This window comes from Pseudoalteromonas sp. APC 3358, assembly GCF_030408075.1.
Taxonomy (GTDB): Bacteria; Pseudomonadota; Gammaproteobacteria; order Enterobacterales; family Alteromonadaceae; genus Pseudoalteromonas; species Pseudoalteromonas arctica.
The window spans coordinates 13,859-29,957 of the sequence record NZ_JASDCE010000017.1; the positions used below are offsets into that span (position 1 = coordinate 13,859).

Genomic DNA, 16,099 nt, shown 5'->3' on the forward strand with positions numbered 1-16,099 from the left:
TTTTCGCGCGAGCAAGCTCGGCGTCTACATGCAAAGTTTAACACTGAGCTTAATCTTACCTGTAGGCGTTTAGCTTGCTGACGCGACGAGCGTAGCTCGTAATTACTATCGTTAGTTAAAAAGCGCTTTGCGTTAAATCAGTTACAAATTCTCTTGTGCTTCATTCACCATATCTTTGAGCGCATCAATTAACAGCGGGTCTTTTTTGTTTTCTTTTGCAAGCTCGAGTGCGTGTTTCATGCTGGTAACGGCTTCTTTAAACTGTTTGTCTGCAGTGTACCCTTGCGATAAACGCATGTGAGAATAAGTTGCATTTGGGTAATGGGTAGTAAAGTGTTTAAGCGTGGTAATAGCTTTAGCTGTATTACCAAACTTTTGCTGGCTATGAGCAAACTCTACGTATACATCTTGTGGAATTTTAAGCTCAAACCCGTACTTATCACTAAGTGCTTGGTAATAACCTGTAATGAGCGATACATCAGCAAACTTTCCGTGCTCGTCAGTAACCTTAAATATTAGGTCGTTAAATAAGTGAATTAGGCTATCGCTAAGCGCTGGTAGTATAGTGCCCATATGAGTAAAAGCGGTGTAATGCTTATATTCCCATTTAAGCTGCGAGGGCGTTTGTTGTTCTAAATTTACCAAAGTATTTAATACGCCTGTATAAAAGCGTGCTCCTTCGCTTGCTACACTAATAAATAACGACTGATCACCTTTAGGGTTTTTAGTGTATTTTATAATATTATTTTTTAATTCCTCATCACTCCACCAACTATTTGGGCTTATAGCTATATAGTTATTAAATAACTCAGGCTGATTAACTAAAGTATAAAGCGCCAAAGTACCTGCATTAGAGTGGCCAATTAAGGTGTTGTAGCCGTTAGTTGAGTAATTACTGTTTATATAAGGCATGAGTTCATCAGACACAAACTTTAAAAACTTGTCGGTGTGTCCTGCGTCAGGCCATTTGTTTTTAACAAAAGTTTGAAACTCTGTTTTAGGCTCGCCTTCTACTTTGGGTAAATAATCGCGAACACGGTTAGTTGTATCAATACCAACGAGCATTGCGTTAGGTATCTGCTCGTAATCAACAAGGGATTTAATAACACCAGACGCCGTATGAAAGTGCTCAACACCATCAAGTAAATAAATAACATAAAGCGGCTGATCGTCTTTTACAGTGTCAGGTATGAAAATTTTAATGGGTCTGTCTTCGTTAAGTATTTTTGACTGCAGAATGACTTTTTTACCAACGGTTATGTCAGTTGTATTGGTTTTTGCGTGGCTTAAAAATGGTGTACTAAAAGTAAGTATTAATACAAGCGATAGTAAGAGCTTCATAAATATCCTTATTTAATAATGTATTGCTTAATAATTGCACGGCTTTAAGCTTGAGTAAATGTTTATATTTTCGGGGTAAACATAAAGCTTAAGCAATTAAAAGCTATCGCTTTTCACGCGAGTAAGCTCGGCTTCTACAAGAGACATTGCACTCTGTGCTTAACTTTTTCGGTAGGCGAGCAGCTTGTTGACGCGATGAGCGAAGCTCGTAATAATTACCTTTTAACTCTTATCTATAAAAGCTTAAAAAACCTGCTTGCTTAATTATCCGTCTAAGCGTAAAATGCGCGCTCATTTCGGCTTTTAAACTATTAATTCCTTGCCTTAAACCGACCGGCCGAAACGGTAGAAGGCTCTATTAACCGTAAGGAATATCCATGCGTCATTACGAAATCGTATTCATGGTTCACCCAGATCAGAGTGAGCAAGTTGCTGGTATGATCGAACGTTATACTGGTTCTATCACTGAAGCTGGTGGTGTTATCCACCGTCTTGAAGATTGGGGCCGTCGTCAATTGGCTTACCCAATTAACAAGCTTCATAAAGCTCACTATGTTCTTATGAACGTTGAAGCACCAACTGAAGTAATCAGCGAGCTAGAAACTACTTTCCGCTACAACGATGCAGTGCTTCGTAACTTAGTTATCCGCACTAAAACTGCTGAAACTGAAGCGTCTCCTCTTGCAAGAGAAGAGAAGAAAGAAGCACCAGCTGCTTAATTGTTTTGAGTCCTAGCATGGCATGTAATCAGCAGTTACTATAATGGTTAGCCCATATATGAATCAGCTGGTTATATCTGGGGTAGTTTGTAAAACTCCCAAGTTTAGCCAAAGCCCTGCTGGCATCCCGCATTGCATTTTTGTTGTAGAACATAAATCGATGCAAACCGAAGCAGACCTTAACCGTAATAGTTACGTGAGGCTTCAGGTAGTTGCAAGTGGAAAGCAAATGCAACAACAGACTCAACATTTGCACGTTGGGCAGGCATTGCAAGTGAGTGGTTTTTTAAATCGCCACGAAGGTCGTAACGGCCTTAGCCAATTGGTTTTGCATGCTCAGCATATAGAAAGAATTATTTGAGGAATTAATCTCATGGCACGTTATTTCAGACGTCGTAAGTTCTGCCGCTTTAAAGCGGAAGGCGTAAAACAAATCGATTACAAAGATCTAGCTACTCTTAGAAACTATGTTACAGAAAGTGGCAAAATCGTACCTAGCCGTATCACAGGTACTAGCGCTAAATTTCAGCGCCAGCTAGCAACTGCTATTAAGCGTGCTCGCTACTTAGCCCTTCTTCCATACACTGACTTACATAAGTAAGCAGCGGATTAACAGTTTTTAAAAGGTGTAGAAACATGCAAGTTATTCTACTAGATAAGATCGCTAACCTAGGTAGCCTAGGTGAACAGGTTGTAGTTAAATCTGGTTTCGCACGTAACTTCCTTTTCCCTCAAGGTAAGGCAGTTCCTGCGACTAAAGCTAACATTGAAACGTTTGACGCTCGTCGTGCAGAACTTGAAGCGAAAATCGCTGAACAGTTAGTTGCTGCACAAGCACGCGCTGAAAAACTAGAAGCATTAGCAGAAGTTACATTAGTATCTAAAGCTGGTGACGAAGGTAAGTTATTCGGTTCAATCGGTACTCGTGACATCGCTGACGCTATCTCAGCTGTTGGTGTTGAAGTTGCTAAGTCAGAAGTTCGTTTGCCTCTAGGTACTATCCGTGAGACAGGTGAATTTGACGTATCAATTTCAGTTCACTCAGACGTAACGGCTACTATTAAAGTAATCGTAATCGCTGAAGCTTAATTTTTAATTAAGCGACAAAAGCCGTGCTATTAGCACGGCTTTTTTGTGTCTGTAATTTGGCTAACTTTAATTAGTTAAGGGCGCAGTTAAATAATACCAATCCGCAATAATACTTAATCATTTTGCGGGGCTAAACGTGTCGCTACCTGCGTTAAAAAATTCTCATTTACGACTGCATGGATGCAGAAGGTAGAGCAATGCAGGAGCAATTGCCGAGAACAACTAAATAGCGAATTTTTTGTCTAGCTATCAACACGTTTTTCCATCCTCAAAATAGATCACTTAATTAAGCGAATTGGTATAGAGCCTCGTACAAGCCCCTTTTTATTCAATTATTTTTTCATTCCCTTTAAACCTTTTCGAACTGTTATTACGTCTAACTTATCAATACACTAACTCAATAATAATAATTAAAAGGCGACATCACGGATGTTACACGCTAAACCCGAACAAACGCCTTTATGCGAAGCTAAACTCATTGAGCGAGTTAAATCAGGTGATCAAGGTGCATACACAACGCTTTATGAGTTACATATAAAACGAGTCTACGGTTTATGTTTACGCTTATTAGCGGACCAAGCGCATGCTGAAGATGCAGCCCAAGAAGTGTTTGTACAGGTATGGCGTAAAATAGCGCAATTTGACGGTCGCTCGCAGTTTTCTACTTGGCTTTACAGCGTTGCCAGTAATGTAGCAATTAGTTACTTACGCAAGCAAAAAAATTGGCTGCAAAAAGTAGTGAGCATTGAACACTGCGGTATGGATGAGCAATCAGCTAATGACTGCAAAGGCTTAAATGGTCTCGATAAATTAATAGTAAGGCTCCCTGAGCGCGCACGTATGGTGTTTGTGTTGTTTGCAATCGAAGGTTACAGGCACGAGGAAATAGCCGATCAGTTAGGTATGGCTGTTGGTTCAAGTAAGTCGCAATATCATCGTGCTAGGCAGCTACTACAAGAGTGGTATGAAAATGAATAAACTAAATTTTGACGACTATTTAAATGAGTCATTAAACACGCTTGATAAAGACATTACGCCACAAAAAGACCTGTGGGCGGGAATTGAGCGAGCAATGGTTAGTAATAAGCAGGACCTAAAAGGCACTGCTATTTGGCCAAAACTAACAGCAATAGCTGCCTGCACATTAGCGGCTTTAATTGCTGTAAATTTATTTGTTATAGCGCCCGAGCCACAACCCGTAGTGGCTATAAGTGATTACTTTTCGGCGCAAAAAAACAGTTTGTTGGTTGAATATGAAAATAAAGAAGCATTGACCACTAACTGGCAAACGCAGCTACAAGAGCTTGAAAATGCAGAGCAAGCAATAAAGCAAGTTCTTGAAAATGAGCCACAAAACCAAGCGCTACTAACAATGTTAGCGCAAATATATCAACAACAACTTGATTTAATTAACAAGGTGCACGCGCCACGTTGGCAGCACATTTAGGAGTACGACATGAAAGCGATTTTATTAGGACTGAGCTTATTTCCGTTGGCGGTATTAGCGGGTGAAAAAATAGATAAGCAAATAGACGTACCAAGTGGCGGCACTATTTTTATTGAAAACCAACGCGGTGATATACATATTACAGGCTGGGATAAAAACGAATTTAAAGTATCTGGCGAGCTTGATGACAAAGCCGAGGGTTATGAGCTTAAAACAAATGGTGATAAAACTCAGTTTATTGTAAAAATGCCACGTAAATCAAATTGGGGTAATAATGGCGATGGCTCAAGCTTAACCATATTTATGCCTAAAAGCAGTAGTTTAGAGTTTTCTGGCGTTAATGTATCGGTGACTGCGAAAGAGCTAAAAAATGGCGCTGAAGTTGACGTGGTTAATGGCGAAATTACGGTAGATGATATTACTGGCAACATTAAGCTCACCACCGTAAATGGTGATGTAAATGCAGAAAACCTAAGTGGGAATATTCAATTTGAAACCGTAAATGGCGAAATTAACGATAGGGAATCGAGTGGTGAACTACGTTTTAGCGCTGTTAATGGCGATATTAAATCAACCTCAAGCGCCAATGATGTGCGCCTTGAAAATGTAAATGGCGATATAGATTTTACGCTATCGTCAATTAAAAACTTACGTATTAACACGGTGAATGGCGAAGCCGAAGTACATATTAAAGAGCTTTTAAAAGGCGGTGATGTACGTTTTGAATCGGTAAGTGGGGATGGTGATTTTTACTTTCCTGACAGCGTATCTGCAAATTTTGAAATTAAAGCGCACGCTAATGGCAAAATCATTAATAAAGTTACTAGCGATAAAGTCAGTAAAGCTAAATACGGCCCAGCCAGTGATTTAGAATTTAGCATTAATGGCGGTAATGCTAATGTTGAAATGGATACAATTAGTGGACGCATAGAGCTTCGTATTAAATAACGCTCATTCACCTTCACGATTACAAAAAGCAGGAAAAGATTTCCTGCTTTTCTATTTGCACAGCCCCTTCAAGTCGATAGAATAGAGCCATTCAATTTTACTACTGTGAAGTTATGGCCAAACCAGATAAGCAAGTCGATACACTTAAAGTTCCTCCCCATTCAATAGAAGCTGAACAATCTGTTTTAGGTGGCTTAATGCTTGATAACCAAGCGTTTGACCGCGTAGCTGAACTTGTTGTATCACAGGATTTTTATACCCGCACGCATAAGTTAATTTTTGAAGCGATGACGGCACTTGCTGAGATTGGCGATCCGATAGATTTAATCACTATTTCTGAAAGTTTAGAAAAAAATAATAAACTGGCAGGAATTGGTGGCTTTGCTTATTTAGCAGAAATAGCTAAAAACACGCCAAGTGCTGCTAACATTGACGCTTACGCAAGTATTGTACGCGAACGTGCTGTTGTACGTGAAATGATTGGCGTAGCGAACGAAATTGCAGAAGCGGGTTTTAATACCGAAGGACGTACCAGTCACGACTTACTCGATTTTGCCGAAAGCAAAGTGTTTAAAATAGCTGAGCAACGAACAAAAAATAATGAAGGCCCGCAAAGCATTCATAGCATCCTTGAAAAAACCGTTGATAAAATAGAAGAGCTTTATCAATCACCACAAGATGGTGTTACGGGTGTAAGTACAGGTTATGCCGATCTTGATAAAATGACCACGGGCTTACAGCCTTCTGACTTAATTATTGTTGCAGCGCGTCCATCTATGGGTAAAACCACTTTTGCGATGAACCTTGCAGAACATGCTGCAATGACTCAAGACAAACCAGTATTAATTTACTCTCTAGAGATGCCTTCAGAACAAATTATGATGAGGATGTTAGCGTCTCTTGGCCGTATTAACCAAACCAAGGTACGTACTGGCCAGTTAGATGATGACGATTGGGCACGACTTTCATCAACAATGGGCTTGTTGATGGAAAAAGGTAAAATGTACGTTGATGATGCATCGGGCTTAACACCTACCGATGTACGCTCTCGTGCAAGGCGTATTGCCCGCGACCACGGCGGCATTAGTATGATCATGGTCGATTATTTGCAGTTAATGCGTGTACCAAGCCTTGCTGATAACCGAACGCTCGAAATTGCTGAAATTTCACGTTCACTTAAAGCACTAGCAAAAGAACTAAAATGTCCAGTTGTTGCGCTTTCACAGCTTAACCGTACGCTAGAGCAACGTGCCGATAAACGCCCTATTAACTCAGATTTACGTGAGTCGGGGTCGATAGAGCAGGATGCCGATTTAATCATGTTTATTTACCGTGATGAAGTTTATAACGAAGACAGTACTGACAAAGGTATTGCCGAAATCATTATAGGTAAACAACGTAACGGCCCAATTGGTAAAGTGCGTTTAACATTCCAAGGTCAATTTTCTCGCTTTGATAATTACGCGGGACCAGCGGTAGATGACGATTACTAATGCGCTTAGCCACTGCTGAAATTAATTTAGCTGCACTTGCGCATAATTTAGCGCAAGTTAAGTGCTTTGCACCTAACAGCAAAGTAATGGCGGTGCTAAAAGCAAATGCTTACGGGCATGGTTTAGTAACGATTGCGCAGCATTTAAATAATGCTGACGCATTTGCTGTGGCGCGAATAGATGAAGGGCTTGCCCTTCGAGCTGGGGGCTTAACAAAGCCAATAGTTTTACTAGAAGGCTTTTTTAACAAAGCCGACTTACCTATTTTACTCGCTAATAACTTTCAAACTATTATTCATGACGAATACCAATTAGCCGCGCTTGAAAAAGCAAAGCTCGATGCGCCAATAACATGCTGGTTAAAAGTAAATACAGGTATGCATCGACTAGGTATTGCGCCAGAGCAGTTTGAAGAGTTTTATAACCGCTTACAAAAAACACCTAACGCCAAAAATACCGTTAATTTAATGACCCATTTTTCGTGTGCTGATGATGTTGATAATGCCAAAACGGTTCAACAAATCACGTTATTTGATAACTTAGTGAATGGCATTGACCAAGCACATTGTTTATCAAATTCTGCTGGTATTATCGCGTGGCCGAGCGGCCATGGTGATTGGGTGCGCCCTGGGCTTATGCTATATGGCGTATCGCCAATGGCAAATAGTATTGGGCAACAACATAAATTAAAACCAGTTATGCGCTTAACTACGCGCGTAATTGCGGTGCGTAATGTACCAGCCAATGAGGCGGTAGGGTATGGCGGACGTTGGAAAAGCGATAAACCAACCAAATTAGCCGTTGTGGCTATGGGTTATGGCGATGGTTATCCTCGGCATGCTAAAGAGGGCACACCAGTAATAATTGGTAAGCAGCGTTATGGTATTGTTGGCAGTGTTGCTATGGATATGATTAGCGTAGATATAGGCGCTAATGAGCACAATATTAAAGTGGGCGACAGAGTCACTATGTGGGGCCCTGAGCTACCAGTTGAAGAAATAGCATTATGCGCTGATACTATCCCTTACGAGCTATTATGTAATATTACACCGCGCGTAAGTTATGAGTATCAGCGTTAATACAGCTATAAAGCGGTATTTACTCTTTTATAAAGTAAACGTCGCTAAAGCCCATACGGGCAAATTCTTGGTCGCGAAAGTTACGAACAGAAGCAGACCCTTTTGAGGTCATTTCTATTTGCTGTACCATGCTTAAGTAATTAGTTAGATCAATACCTTCGGCGGCAGCAATTGCTTGATACATGTCGTGGTATTTATCTTTAGCGAAATTAATCTCGCGCGGTTCGTTTTTATATTTGTAGGTTATTCTACGTGCCATATTAAGCTCATTTCAATTGAGTGTTGCAGCGATTTTACACTGTATTTAATAACGGCTCTAGCATTGAATGACTTGTTGTAATCGGTAATTAAAATAAAGAGTCAAAAATGAAATTATCAGTAGAGATCAGTAAATACCCACTTCACCAAGATTATATCCCGTTTATTCAGGGCTTTATTGACAGATTAAACGAATACGATGATTTAAAAGTGATTACTAACACGTTATCAACGCAAATTTTTGGTGATTACGATTTAGTAATGCAGGTGTTAAATACCGAAATTAAACGTTCATATGAAGAATTTGGTAAAGCTATTTTTGTATGTAAGTTTCTCTCTGGCGACTTATCGCCTGAATAACCTATAATACCAACCTGCATAAATCTTTGATCAATTTAACGAATTAAATTGCACTATAACGTCGTTAAAATTTTTTATTTAGAACAACTAGATACAAAAATTTTTGCCTAGTTCTAGCGTAATTTTCTTAACGTTAAATAGACCCCGTATATAAGCAGATTGGTATAACAATCGGCACAACTAAACGGTAACTGCATAATATGGACTTTTTAACACAAACCTTAAGTGGTTTTACAGCAATGTCGCATTGGGAATATATTGCGGTAGGGTTGTCGATGGCTTATTTATTATTAGCAATAAAAGAAAGCTTATGGTGTTGGCCAGCGGCATTTTTTAGCACGCTCATTTATACAATAATGTACTGGAATGGCGCATTGCTTATGGAGTCATTACTTAATTTTTATTATATGTATATGGCTGTATTTGGCTGGGTTGTATGGCGTAAAGGCAAGGCTGCAAATTTAAATATTACATCGTGGTCGATAAACCGTCATGCTGTTTTAATTAGTTTAACAACCGTAGCTGCAATAGTTATTGGTTACGTTATGCAAAACTATACTCATGCCGATTTTGCTTATCTTGATAGCTTTACAACGTGTTTTGCCGTAGTAACTACTTACTTAGTGGCTAAAAAAGTCCTCGAAAACTGGCTGTACTGGATTGTAATAGATGCCGCTTCTATGTATTTATATTACGAGAAAGGCTATTACCCAACGCTAGCACTCTTTATATTTTATACCATTATGGCAGCGTGGGGCTTTAAAACTTGGTACGAAGAGTACGAACAAAGCCAAGCTAAGCCTCTAGCACAGCTTTAATCAATGATTGAGCATACTCAGTTAGTAAAAATGTGTAGTGCGTTTATAGAGCCTACAAGCATTGTTTCAAGCGAGCGATTATTTAATGGCTTTAGTAACGATAATTTTTTAATACGTACCGAGCAACTAGGGTATTTGTTAAAGTGTTATAAAAGCCATTGGCCAAGTGACGGCCTTGAAGCGCAGCGCTTTTTAAGCGACTTTAATATATGTCCTGCGCCTATTTGGCTTGATAAAGAAAACGGTCGTGCGGTGTTTAATTATATTGAAGGCAAGAGCGCGCAATCGGATATAACGCTTAGCTTTATTAATAAACTTGCTCAAGTGCACAATTACAAAGTGTCTACCGCGCCAATGGATATAGCTAAAGAGCTTCATTTTTATCAAAGCACCCACGTATATACGCAATACAAACCTCAAATAGAGAAGGCACTCAAAGCCGTTGCAGCTATGTCATTTAATGCAGGCTTTTGTCATAACGACTTAGTAAAAGATAACATTATTGTAAATGCTTCGGGCATGTATTTAATTGACTTTGAATATGCACAAACTAATGATGTGTATTTTGATTTGGCAGCCCTTGCAGTGAGCTTTAATCTTAATGAGAGCAGTGAAAGTGCATTGTTAAATAACTATAAAAATAGTATCGATAAAACAAAAACGTTTAATCTTTCAATGGATAAGTTGAATTGCTATAAGCTGTTTTTTTTAGTGTTATGTATTGGCTGGTATGAAGAGCGCAGCATAACTAGTAAATCTGTAATGTTACGCGCGCAGCTAACTAAACTCGTTAATAATACTTTTTTATAGATGTTAAAGACCACCAAAGCGCTCGGCGAGCTCTTTGTATTTTGTTACTTCGGCTGTATCAAATTGTGGTTCACCATTTTCATCTTCTGATTTAGCAATTAATAAACTTTCTCTAGAGAGACGTTTTACACGCTCTACTTTTACACCTAAAAACTCAGCAACTTGCTCAGTAGACATTAAACTCATCATTATTTCCTCGTATTAAATCCATCCGCACAGCGACAATCATAGTTTCAATGTTACTAAACCGTTACTGTTTCCTATTCAATAAGAATAAATAGCGTGTTTTTAAGCCATTGTGAAGTGTTTTATTTAAAAGAGTTTAATTAATAAGCATATAAGCTGATGTTACTGGTATTTATTTAAAGATCTCTTTATCATTGCTGATGCTAAAGCACTGATATCGCGAGTTGGTGTGGCGGCAACAAATGTGCTCTCGTGGTGAAATGGATATCACGTGGCCCTCCGGAGGCTGAGTTGTAGGTTCGATCCCTACCGAGAGCGCCATTTGCTTTTACATCTACTAATATTCCCCTCTATATTATCTAGCTTCTCATTAATTACTTTTATATTTAAAAATGTATTACTGCATAAATTTTGAAATTTTATTGTAAGAACAGCTTTCTAGTTATTTATACAATGCAAAATTGCATTATTCAAAATGTTATCTAACGTTATGTATGCATATACGACGAAATTATAAATGAGGAAAACCGATTCAATGTTAAATAGTCAGTTAGAAATACTCGCTCAAGGACATGCTTATCTTGAAAGTGTAACTAAAGAGGATTATTCGCAAATCGTTGCTCCTAATTTCATTAGTTCAGCTGGGTCACATATGCGCCACATTATCGATCATTACCAATCTTTAATGACGGGCTTTGGTATAAATAATATTGATTACGATAGTCGCCTACGCGGCAGTAATATTGAAAGTAACCCCTGTGAAGCTATAAAAAAAATTGCAGAGATAGCATCGTGGATTGAACAGCTAAGTACAGATGATTTTAATAAACCGCTGTTACTTTCAAGCGAAGTATCAATTAAAAGTAAAAATGTACAAACTGTAACAACCTCATTAGCACGAGAGCTTATATTTGTAGGAAGCCATGCAGTACATCACTATGCGATGATTTCACAAATTACCTTTGCACAAAAAGCATCATTCGACCAGAACTTTGGGTTAGCACCAAGTACAGCTACTTTTTTGAGAGAAAAAAGCCAACAAAGCCAATTAAAATCACTGCAAAGTTAATATGTGCACTTTAAGTTACTTCCTAACTGATGATGGCTACGAGTTGTTTTTTAATCGTGATGAACAAAAAACGCGAGAAATGGCAATCGCCCCGAGTAAGCACACAGGTAACGCAATTTACCCTATCGATCCGCAAGGGGGTGGTACTTGGCTTGGTGTATCGCATTGGGGGCAAACATTAGCTTTATTAAACGATTATCAAAGTGCATTTGATATAAATGCCGTAAAGCACAGCAGAGGCCTCTTAATCCCGCATTTACTAAGCAATAATACCCCTGCATTGTCTCAATTAAAAAATATGGATTTATCGGGTTATGCACCTTTTAAATTGTGTATTTTTCCGGATAAATTATCGCTAAATAATGGTCACATCGCTTTTGTTCGATGGGACTCAAAACAATTAATCGATTGCCAAGTTGAATCGCTTGCAACGTCATCTGGCGTTGAGCTAGAAACAGTTACACAAAAGCGTAAACAACAATTTAAGCAATTTATTGACTTAAGATATCCTGCAAGTGAGCAGTTTTTAGCATTTCATTACAGCAAAGCCGAGCAGGGTCAATATGGTGTAAATATGCAAAGAGAAGATGCAATGACAGTCAGTATTAGCCATATTAAAGTTGGTAACACTATACGCTTTAATTATTTTGATAAGCAGTCTCAGCTCATTAGCAGCATTAGTTGTTTAAAAGTGGCTGCAGCTTAACTAAATATTTTTATAGCTGTTACATAACTAAAAAAGTCGACGCAATTAATTGCGTCGACTTTTTTGTTGCTCTATTTTCATCTGCAGTATTAATACAGCAGATGAAAATTATGAGTGATTTATATAATCATCTTTTTTATCACCAAGGTAGAGCTTAAGTAGCTTTTCAGGCGCACTTGGTAGGTGCACACTTAAAAGTAATCCTGGGGTGTGATTAAAGTTACTGTCAATTCCCATACAATGAAATTGAGCGCCTAGCTTATGATATTGCTTTAATAAAATCGGTATGTCTTTTTTATCTTCTTCTATTCCCATAACCAATGTTGATACATGATCTATGTTTAACGTGTGATCACTAATAAAGTCTTCAAACTCTGGATGAATTTTATTATTAAAAGGCGTATTGGCGCTAACACCTTGTTTATTATTAACCATAGCATGGTCAATAATTGCGACAGAACGAGGGTCGTAAAGCTTACTTAATGAAACCGTGCCATATAAAGTCCTATAACGTGGGTTTTGCGCCATAAACGCACCGATCCCTTTAAATAGCAGTAATAAGCCATGGTAACTGCCTTGATGTTTTTGAACTATAAACGAGCGACCCATTTCCAAGCACGGCTGTTGTTGATTAATAAAAGAGGGTTCAAAATTAAACATTTGCGATAAATAAAGGGCGCTCACGTCGCTATTTTTTTGTAATAAATCAGTTTGTCCAATTCGATAAGCTCCAATGATCTCTTCATTTTTATGATCAAAAATAAATAAATGCATGTAGGTTGCGTCAAACTTATCGGTATCACATGGCTCGCCGCTTCCTTCGTTTAATGTACGAAAGGTTATTTCTCTAAGGCGTGTTATTTCAGCAACACAATTAGGTATTTGATCTTGATAACCGTAATAAACGGAGTAACTTTTAAAGTCTAATAAGTGCTGCTCGCTTGGTAAGCTAGCAAGTTCACTCGTCATTTTTGTTTTATCAACATCCTGCATAATCGCTTTTAGTTGCATTGACTGGGCATTGTCTTGCCAAGGTGTTACAAAGCGTTCATCGTTTAAATAGCAAAGCAGGCGCGCAATATCGTTAATGTCGTCAGTTTTCTCAAATTTATTTAATAACTTGGGTGTAAGTAAATTACCAGCACCTAAATTAATGGACCTTTTTTGAATTTTAAGTAATTCACGTATTAGCATTAATAATCTAAATCGGTAGTAAATACGTCCCAAATTGTAAAACATAGGGCTATTTTGACCACTAATAAACACAGGTAATAAAGGGGCTTGTGTTTTTAAGGCTAGTTGAGCCGCTAAGCGATTCCATTGACCGTCGGTTACACGTTGTTTTTTTGATTGAAAAAACGAAACCCTGCCAGCAGGAAAAACCACAAGTAAACCATCGTTATTTACATGTTTAAAACACTGTTTAATTGCACTAGTATTAATGGCTGCTTTTGGTTTTAGCGGATTGGCAAATATAAAATAGTCTTTAATTTCTGTAAATATTTTTAAACCAACGTTAGCCATTACTTTAGTATCGCTACGATAATGGGTGAGTAATTTGGCAATTATTACGCCCTCAACCATGCCATAAGGATGGTTACATACTACTATACAAGGGCCTTGCTTAGGTATTTTGTTAATAACACCTTGTGCGCCAAGTACATTAATACCCAATACATTTAAAAGCTTTTCACTAAACTCCTGCTTATCTAAACCCGATAAATTATTAGAGAGGTATATATCACGCAGTTTATTTATACCTAGTAAGCTATCGAGCAGTGGAGCGGCTACTTTTAATATATGACCCAAAGGCGAGGCTGTGTTTATTGCAGCCACACTTAGGTTTGATACGGGGTGGTTTAGTTTTGTCATATATTAGTACTCTTAAGAATTTAAAGCAGTTGTTATTAAGTGCTGTGTATATTGAGACCGAGGCAAAACAATATTATGTTCAAGAAAGGTTAATAAAGTTCGCTTTTTTATAATGATTAGATAAATTTTATAGCTAAATCACCTGCTTTTTAGTGATAAGCAATTTAGTGTAGTTGAGATGAAAGCGTTTAATTATTAAAAAGTAAAATAATCAGAATTACAGTACAGCTCAAATAGGGCTGTAAATAATGCTTTTAGTTATATATAACTACTTACAACTCAAAAACTAGACTTTTAGGCTTAATTAATGCTATTTAAGGTACATATTCCTTAATAGAAAAATCCCGCCTTTATGCTAATTACTTTGCCCGTATCTGAGCTTACTCCTGGTATGTATGTTGATAGCGTTACTAAGCAACATGAAGGGATCAATAGCATAAAAATTAAGACCAGTGGCTTAGTGCGCGATAGATCTATTATTAAGCGTTTAGTCTCTGAAGGGGTGCTTGAGCTGCTTATAGATTTTGCTAAAGGTGATGCCCCAGTTCCTGCCAAATATAAGCCTCAAAGTAAACCTAAAACATCTAATAGCCAGCAAAAAGCCGAAAAAACACCTATAGCAATCTCAATTGAACAAGAATTTGCTAAAGCGAGTGTCAATTACGATCAGCATGGCCGAAAGCTACAGTCGTTATACGGTGACTTAACATCTGGCCTGAGTGTTAATATAAAAGTGCTTGATGAAATAGCCAGCGAAATAGTCAGCTCAGTTTTTCGTAACGCCAACGCCATGACTATTCTTACTCGTATAAAAGATAAACACAGCTATAACTGGCGGCATATGATCAACTGCGCTATTTTTACCGCTGTATTTGCTAAATACTTAGGGTACAAAATGGCTGTTGTGCAAGAGCTTGCCATGGGCGCGTTACTTCATGATTTAGGCCAAGCTAAATTACCGCAGGGTATATTTTCAAAGCCAACTAAGGTTACTAATAATGAGCTCTTAGCGATTAAAAAGCATGTAGCGCAAGGTTTGGGTTTAGTTAAAGGCGAGAAGGGTATAACACCCCTTATGCTTGATATGATAGTGAATCATCATGAGCGCTTAGATGGCTCTGGTTATCCGCGAGGCCTACAAGCAGAGAAGTTAAGTCGCCCAGCGCGTATAATGGCAATTGTAGATGTGTACGATGCAATGACTGCCGATAGAATGCATCAAGATGGTGATGAACCAATCAACGCATTGCGATACTTATTAGCCAATAAGCAATTGTTTGATGGTGAGTTAGTACAGCGTTTTATAAAGTGTTTAGGGGTTCATCCGGTAGGAACTATTGTAAAATTAACGAATGAACGTTTAGCCTTAGTGCTTGAAGGGAACGTATTAAATCCTATTAAACCTAAAATTAAGCTATTTTATAATGCTAAGCACAATCACCATGTTACACCGAAAGACATCGATTTAAGTGAGCACACCCAAGAGCTTAAAATACTATCAAGTGTTAAGCCCTTAGATTATCAGATTAATTTGTCTCGCCTGCTAAAAGAGCATTTGTTGAACTAGTTTTACTGCATTGCCTTTTTTTAGTTTGTTTTGCAGAAATAAACGCACCCAAAAAGCAATTTCCCATCAGTGTTAACCATAACAAAGTGCCTAGCTCTACGTGCAATGCAAAACAACACAGCGCTAAAGAAATCAACGCATTTAACATTGCCCCTAGCCAATAATGGTTTACGGGGTTATCGCATTGTCCTGCTTGAGTACATGCACAGTAGTTTGCTTTGTAAAAGCAAAACACACTCGCCCCACAAAATATTAGCCCTGTAATAATAAATAAAATGATCACAGTTTTACTTCCATTGCGATTTTATAATGAGTGTAAGTTGCTACTAATTTCAAG

General features: G+C 38.2%; 20 protein-coding genes and 1 tRNA gene. 16 read left to right on the forward strand and 5 right to left on the reverse strand.

Going from position 1 to position 16,099, the window contains the following annotated elements:
• Window positions 1-141: 141 nt before the first annotated feature.
• Window positions 142-1,341 (reverse strand): alpha/beta hydrolase-fold protein, encoded by a 1,200-nt coding sequence (locus QL995_RS19550; RefSeq protein WP_290294891.1) that lies wholly within the window; start codon window positions 1,339-1,341, stop codon window positions 142-144.
• A gap of 377 nt (window positions 1,342-1,718) precedes the next feature.
• On the opposite strand from QL995_RS19550, the gene rpsF reads away from it, so the two are divergent.
• The 9 genes from rpsF to alr all read left to right on the forward strand — a co-directional run bounded on the left by rpsF (window position 1,719) and on the right by alr (window position 8,116).
• On the forward strand, window positions 1,719-2,060 hold the full coding sequence (gene rpsF / locus QL995_RS19555; RefSeq protein WP_007378473.1) for a 30S ribosomal protein S6: 342 nt from the start codon (window positions 1,719-1,721) through the stop codon (window positions 2,058-2,060).
• Window positions 2,061-2,103: 43 nt separating this feature from the next.
• Window positions 2,104-2,421: a primosomal replication protein N gene (gene priB, locus QL995_RS19560; RefSeq protein WP_004588456.1), complete on the forward strand. Its 318-nt coding sequence runs from the start codon at window positions 2,104-2,106 to the stop codon at window positions 2,419-2,421.
• Between the two features lie 12 nt (window positions 2,422-2,433).
• Window positions 2,434-2,661 (forward strand): 30S ribosomal protein S18, encoded by a 228-nt coding sequence (gene rpsR, locus QL995_RS19565; protein WP_007378475.1) that lies wholly within the window; start codon window positions 2,434-2,436, stop codon window positions 2,659-2,661.
• 35 nt (window positions 2,662-2,696) lie between these two features.
• Window positions 2,697-3,149: a 50S ribosomal protein L9 gene (rplI, locus tag QL995_RS19570; protein ID WP_002962755.1), complete on the forward strand. Its 453-nt coding sequence runs from the start codon at window positions 2,697-2,699 to the stop codon at window positions 3,147-3,149.
• Between the two features lie 429 nt (window positions 3,150-3,578).
• Window positions 3,579-4,127 carry a sigma-70 family RNA polymerase sigma factor gene (locus QL995_RS19575; RefSeq protein WP_290294892.1) on the forward strand — a complete coding sequence of 183 codons (549 nt, stop codon included), beginning with the start codon at window positions 3,579-3,581 and terminating at the stop codon, window positions 4,125-4,127.
• Window positions 4,114-4,596: a hypothetical protein gene (locus QL995_RS19580; RefSeq protein WP_290294893.1), complete on the forward strand. Its 483-nt coding sequence runs from the start codon at window positions 4,114-4,116 to the stop codon at window positions 4,594-4,596. Before QL995_RS19575 ends, QL995_RS19580 begins: the two co-directional genes overlap by 14 nt.
• 9 nt (window positions 4,597-4,605) lie before the next feature.
• Complete coding sequence (locus QL995_RS19585; protein ID WP_290294894.1) at window positions 4,606-5,544, forward strand: DUF4097 family beta strand repeat-containing protein; 939 nt, start codon at window positions 4,606-4,608, stop codon at window positions 5,542-5,544.
• Between the two features lie 113 nt (window positions 5,545-5,657).
• Window positions 5,658-7,037 carry a replicative DNA helicase gene (dnaB, locus tag QL995_RS19590; RefSeq protein ID WP_007587308.1) on the forward strand — a complete coding sequence of 460 codons (1,380 nt, stop codon included), beginning with the start codon at window positions 5,658-5,660 and terminating at the stop codon, window positions 7,035-7,037.
• Window positions 7,037-8,116: an alanine racemase gene (gene alr, locus QL995_RS19595; protein ID WP_007587306.1), complete on the forward strand. Its 1,080-nt coding sequence runs from the start codon at window positions 7,037-7,039 to the stop codon at window positions 8,114-8,116. The genes dnaB and alr overlap by 1 nt, the downstream gene beginning before the upstream one ends.
• Window positions 8,117-8,135: 19 nt before the next feature.
• On the opposite strand, the gene QL995_RS19600 is transcribed toward alr, so the two are convergent.
• Window positions 8,136-8,375 carry a DUF2960 domain-containing protein gene (locus QL995_RS19600; RefSeq protein ID WP_007587305.1) on the reverse strand — a complete coding sequence of 80 codons (240 nt, stop codon included), beginning with the start codon at window positions 8,373-8,375 and terminating at the stop codon, window positions 8,136-8,138.
• A gap of 107 nt (window positions 8,376-8,482) precedes the next feature.
• Here QL995_RS19600 and QL995_RS19605 point away from each other — a divergent pair, with 107 nt between their 5' ends.
• From QL995_RS19605 to QL995_RS19615, 3 genes are all read left to right on the forward strand, one after another.
• Complete coding sequence (locus tag QL995_RS19605) at window positions 8,483-8,734, forward strand: hypothetical protein (RefSeq protein WP_007587304.1); 252 nt, start codon at window positions 8,483-8,485, stop codon at window positions 8,732-8,734.
• 200 nt (window positions 8,735-8,934) lie between these two features.
• A complete protein-coding gene (gene pnuC / locus QL995_RS19610) occupies window positions 8,935-9,552 on the forward strand; it encodes a nicotinamide riboside transporter PnuC (RefSeq protein WP_007587303.1) in 618 nt (205 codons plus the stop codon).
• A 3-nt stretch (window positions 9,553-9,555) separates the two neighbouring features.
• Window positions 9,556-10,362, forward strand: a complete 807-nt coding sequence (locus QL995_RS19615) for a phosphotransferase (protein ID WP_290294897.1) — start codon at window positions 9,556-9,558, stop codon at window positions 10,360-10,362.
• A 3-nt stretch (window positions 10,363-10,365) separates the two neighbouring features.
• Here the strand turns inward: QL995_RS19615 and QL995_RS19620 are convergent, their stop codons facing one another.
• Entirely contained in the window at window positions 10,366-10,548 is a 183-nt protein-coding gene (locus QL995_RS19620; protein ID WP_007587299.1) for a hypothetical protein, read from the reverse strand.
• 246 nt (window positions 10,549-10,794) lie between these two features.
• Here QL995_RS19620 and QL995_RS19625 point away from each other — a divergent pair.
• From QL995_RS19625 to QL995_RS19635, 3 genes are all read left to right on the forward strand, one after another.
• Window positions 10,795-10,869 (forward strand) — tRNA-Arg (locus QL995_RS19625).
• A 214-nt stretch (window positions 10,870-11,083) separates the two neighbouring features.
• Window positions 11,084-11,617 (forward strand): hypothetical protein, encoded by a 534-nt coding sequence (locus QL995_RS19630; RefSeq protein WP_024589710.1) that lies wholly within the window; start codon window positions 11,084-11,086, stop codon window positions 11,615-11,617.
• A gap of 1 nt (window position 11,618) precedes the next feature.
• Window positions 11,619-12,323 (forward strand): NRDE family protein, encoded by a 705-nt coding sequence (locus QL995_RS19635; RefSeq protein ID WP_222714311.1) that lies wholly within the window; start codon window positions 11,619-11,621, stop codon window positions 12,321-12,323.
• Between the two features lie 108 nt (window positions 12,324-12,431).
• On the opposite strand, the gene QL995_RS19640 is transcribed toward QL995_RS19635, so the two are convergent.
• Window positions 12,432-14,195: a GNAT family N-acyltransferase gene (locus tag QL995_RS19640; RefSeq protein WP_290294898.1), complete on the reverse strand. Its 1,764-nt coding sequence runs from the start codon at window positions 14,193-14,195 to the stop codon at window positions 12,432-12,434.
• 352 nt (window positions 14,196-14,547) lie between these two features.
• Between QL995_RS19640 and QL995_RS19645 the strand changes: the two genes are divergently transcribed.
• Window positions 14,548-15,762: an HD domain-containing phosphohydrolase gene (locus tag QL995_RS19645; RefSeq protein ID WP_007587289.1), complete on the forward strand. Its 1,215-nt coding sequence runs from the start codon at window positions 14,548-14,550 to the stop codon at window positions 15,760-15,762.
• Here QL995_RS19645 and QL995_RS19650 read toward each other — a convergent pair.
• A complete protein-coding gene (locus QL995_RS19650) occupies window positions 15,722-16,045 on the reverse strand; it encodes a hypothetical protein (RefSeq protein ID WP_024592106.1) in 324 nt (107 codons plus the stop codon). The genes QL995_RS19645 and QL995_RS19650 overlap by 41 nt on opposite strands.
• Window positions 16,046-16,099: the final 54 nt, after the last annotated feature.

Excerpts from the sequence above, each read along its gene's own strand:
- QL995_RS19600 (WP_007587305.1), bottom strand. The coding sequence starts at position 8,375 with ATGGCACGTAGAATAACCTACAAATATAAAAACGAACCGCGCGAGATT.
- alr (WP_007587306.1), top strand. The coding sequence starts at position 7,037 with ATGCGCTTAGCCACTGCTGAAATTAATTTAGCTGCACTTGCGCATAAT.
- priB (WP_004588456.1), top strand. The coding sequence starts at position 2,104 with ATGGTTAGCCCATATATGAATCAGCTGGTTATATCTGGGGTAGTTTGT.
- rpsF (WP_007378473.1), top strand. The coding sequence starts at position 1,719 with ATGCGTCATTACGAAATCGTATTCATGGTTCACCCAGATCAGAGTGAG.
- dnaB (WP_007587308.1), top strand. The coding sequence starts at position 5,658 with ATGGCCAAACCAGATAAGCAAGTCGATACACTTAAAGTTCCTCCCCAT.
- QL995_RS19585 (WP_290294894.1), top strand. The coding sequence starts at position 4,606 with ATGAAAGCGATTTTATTAGGACTGAGCTTATTTCCGTTGGCGGTATTA.
- rplI (WP_002962755.1), top strand. The coding sequence starts at position 2,697 with ATGCAAGTTATTCTACTAGATAAGATCGCTAACCTAGGTAGCCTAGGT.
- QL995_RS19550 (WP_290294891.1), bottom strand. The coding sequence starts at position 1,341 with ATGAAGCTCTTACTATCGCTTGTATTAATACTTACTTTTAGTACACCA.
- pnuC (WP_007587303.1), top strand. The coding sequence starts at position 8,935 with ATGGACTTTTTAACACAAACCTTAAGTGGTTTTACAGCAATGTCGCAT.
- QL995_RS19615 (WP_290294897.1), top strand. The coding sequence starts at position 9,556 with ATGATTGAGCATACTCAGTTAGTAAAAATGTGTAGTGCGTTTATAGAG.
- QL995_RS19620 (WP_007587299.1), bottom strand. The coding sequence starts at position 10,548 with ATGAGTTTAATGTCTACTGAGCAAGTTGCTGAGTTTTTAGGTGTAAAA.
- QL995_RS19580 (WP_290294893.1), top strand. The coding sequence starts at position 4,114 with ATGAAAATGAATAAACTAAATTTTGACGACTATTTAAATGAGTCATTA.
- QL995_RS19645 (WP_007587289.1), top strand. The coding sequence starts at position 14,548 with ATGCTAATTACTTTGCCCGTATCTGAGCTTACTCCTGGTATGTATGTT.
- QL995_RS19605 (WP_007587304.1), top strand. The coding sequence starts at position 8,483 with ATGAAATTATCAGTAGAGATCAGTAAATACCCACTTCACCAAGATTAT.
- rpsR (WP_007378475.1), top strand. The coding sequence starts at position 2,434 with ATGGCACGTTATTTCAGACGTCGTAAGTTCTGCCGCTTTAAAGCGGAA.
- QL995_RS19640 (WP_290294898.1), bottom strand. The coding sequence starts at position 14,195 with ATGACAAAACTAAACCACCCCGTATCAAACCTAAGTGTGGCTGCAATA.
- QL995_RS19635 (WP_222714311.1), top strand. The coding sequence starts at position 11,619 with ATGTGCACTTTAAGTTACTTCCTAACTGATGATGGCTACGAGTTGTTT.
- QL995_RS19575 (WP_290294892.1), top strand. The coding sequence starts at position 3,579 with ATGTTACACGCTAAACCCGAACAAACGCCTTTATGCGAAGCTAAACTC.
- QL995_RS19630 (WP_024589710.1), top strand. The coding sequence starts at position 11,084 with ATGTTAAATAGTCAGTTAGAAATACTCGCTCAAGGACATGCTTATCTT.